Annotated in this window: 1 rRNA gene and 1 pseudogene; one reads left to right on the top strand and one right to left on the bottom strand. The window is 43.6% G+C overall.

The annotated features are described in order from the left end of the window. Nucleotides 1–186: ribosomal RNA gene (locus tag ACJ5GX_RS01265) — 16S ribosomal RNA — on the top strand; the annotation flags it as partial. On the opposite strand, the pseudogene ACJ5GX_RS01260 reads toward ACJ5GX_RS01265, so the two are convergent. Continuing rightward, a pseudogene (locus tag ACJ5GX_RS01260) lies at nt 184–468 on the bottom strand (YdcF family protein); the annotation flags it as partial. The gene ACJ5GX_RS01265 and the pseudogene ACJ5GX_RS01260 sit on opposite strands and share 3 nt — an antisense overlap. Nucleotides 469–652 lie beyond the last annotated feature (184 nt).

Here is a 652-nt window from a genome sequence, read left to right as displayed (position 1 = left end):
CCCCTTATCATCGCGAACCGTCCAAGCTCGCCCTCCACCAACTCCATTTTGGTGAGCAAGGTAGCGTCATTTCCCTCATGAGAGATCGATCAGCCACACTGGGACTGAGACACGGCCCAGACTCCTACGGGAGGCAGCAGTGGGGAATATTGGACAATGGGGGGAACCCTGATCGATCGCCGCTGCACGTAGCGTATGGAAATCACTGGTGACAATTGCAATTTTTGAATTTAAAGACAAATCATGCTGCTGCAAAATAGCTTGGCTGTTCTTGAGGTTTAAATCTGTACTGGTACTTTTATTTTCTTGAAGAATTCTATGGGGTTGAATCTTATAATTTTCCTCTAAGTAGTTGGACATAATTTCAGCCTCAGTTTTAATCTCACCAAAATCTTTCCCACCACTTACAATAATCGATGTTTGTGGTTGTTGTTGTGCAATATTCCCTGCGCGATCGATCGCTCCCAAGCGCTACAAATCTGTTATTTTATTAACCATTATGTTACATTAGTTGTTTTTAAGAGTTTCAAGTTTGTTTTTGTCTTCAACAACGAGTTGATCGATCTTCAATGACGAAATGTTACAAACGAGCACACTCACAGAAAGCCTGCCGTAGTGGAATGTTAGGCAGGTGGTAGTGCGTCTACCAGCG

The sequence above is a fragment of the Wolbachia endosymbiont of Tuta absoluta genome (assembly GCF_059414725.1).
The sequence above is the reverse complement of the archived record's forward strand: the minus strand, read 5'-3'. Positions and strand labels throughout refer to the sequence as shown.